The organism is Dolichospermum circinale AWQC310F (genome assembly GCF_000426925.1).
GTDB lineage: Bacteria > Cyanobacteriota > Cyanobacteriia > Cyanobacteriales > Nostocaceae > Dolichospermum > Dolichospermum circinale.
The window spans coordinates 46067-47746 of record NZ_KE384677.1; the positions used below are offsets into that span (position 1 = coordinate 46067).

Below are 1680 nucleotides of genomic sequence, written 5' to 3' on the forward strand. Positions count from 1 at the left end.
TTTTAACTGTTTTACATCATCTAGTCAGCAGAGGGTGAGATGAATTAAATACCAAATCACCCTCGATTATACTATTTTCTAATGGCTTGCATCAATGCTATTCTCGCATCAATAATGGCAGGCATTAAAACACAATTGATAGCATCTTTGAGATTTTCAATATTTGTACTATTTTAACGTTATACAAAGACCGTTCCCAGGCTAATCCTGGGAACGGTGACAGCCCAATTACTTGTGAGACTATATTTGACCGCTAAAGACAGGCTTTACTTTACGGTCAATCCATTCCCCCAAATCTTCAGCAATTGTCAACACACTAGGTTTACAACGTTCTACATTGACTATAATTCCCTGCGCTCCTTCAATTTCCAAATCTTCTATATAGCCAATACTGGCTTGATTTGCTTCCACAGAACTGAAAAATGGACCGAAGTAGTATGTACATTTGGGATTCTGTGTGATAATTTTAACCCACCAAGCAAGTCCCAGGACATTTAATGTATTAATCAACCCTTCTTGAAGGTTATTCCAAATTGTTTTCATGGTTTCCGCTGAATGATAAAGGTGTGACTGAGTGTGTGAGAACAGGTTAAATTTATTATCTTTTACATTTCTTTATAGTTGCTGATTTCGTGGATATTTGTCCACTAAATCAGCTTTGTCCAATTTTACCCCGACTGGTTTAACTACAAACAGTTTCAAACCCTTTGATTATTCTTTTTTCAAAGCAATTGTTTGTAGTTTATCAAAGTACAGCGTATTTTGCGATTTTTGACGATAAATTTCGTAAAGTGCCATACCAGTTGCCACGGAAGCATTGAGGCTAGGAGTCTTACCCTGTAAGGGAATAGATACCAAAACATCACAAGAACGTTGTGTTAACATTCCCAGACCTTCACCCTCACCACCCACAACTAAAACCACAGGACCACTAAATTTAACGCTTTGCAATGGTTCGCTACCTGTAACAGCAGTGCCGTAAATCCAAAAACCTTCTTCTTTTAACTGTTCTAAAGCCCGACCAAGATTAACAACTCTAGCTACAGGAAAGGTTTCTAATGCTCCCGCTGCCACTTTCACCACCGTTGAAGTAATTCCTGCGGCCCTTCTTTGGGGAATCACCAAACCATGAGCGCCAATAGCTTCTGCTGTGCGAATAATTGCCCCTAAGTTGTGGGGATCAGTAATACCATCGGCAACAACAATTACAGGATCAGTAATAGATTTAGCCTTAGTAATCAGATCCTCTAATTCAGTATAGGAATAAGGAGAAATTTGAGCGGCTATTCCTTGGTGATTAGCCCGACCAGTAATTTGGTCTAACCGCATTGGTTCAACTTCATCAATAACTGCGCCATTATCCTTGGCTTGCAAAATCAAATGATGAAATCTGGGATCATAACGGAGGCGGGTAGTAATCCACAGCTTGTTAATGCTACGTTTATTTTCCAAAGCAGTTAAAACTGGGTGACGACCGTAAATGAGATCACTTTCTTCTGTGGGTGTAATTTCTGAAGACGGCTGAGAAGATGGGTAAGAGGGACGGTATCTAGCATTGAAGGGTTTACCTTCAGCTAATGTGATTTCTGAAGACTGCTCAGAACCATAGCCAGAGGTGCGAGGTTTAGGAGTATAAGGCTTGTCTTCTCTATTTAATCTAATTTCTGGGGATTTATCAGC

2 protein-coding genes are annotated in these 1680 nt (G+C 39.8%); both read right to left on the reverse strand.

Annotated elements, in window-relative coordinates:
- Positions 1-240 precede the first annotated feature (240 nt).
- Positions 241-543: a DUF1816 domain-containing protein gene (locus tag ACIR310F_RS0109700; RefSeq protein ID WP_028083669.1), complete on the reverse strand. Its 303-nt coding sequence runs from the start codon at positions 541-543 to the stop codon at positions 241-243.
- Between the two features lie 168 nt (positions 544-711).
- Positions 712-1584: a 23S rRNA (guanosine(2251)-2'-O)-methyltransferase RlmB gene (rlmB, locus tag ACIR310F_RS22010; protein WP_155963112.1), complete on the reverse strand. Its 873-nt coding sequence runs from the start codon at positions 1582-1584 to the stop codon at positions 712-714.
- Between the last annotated feature and the right edge of the window lie 96 nt (positions 1585-1680).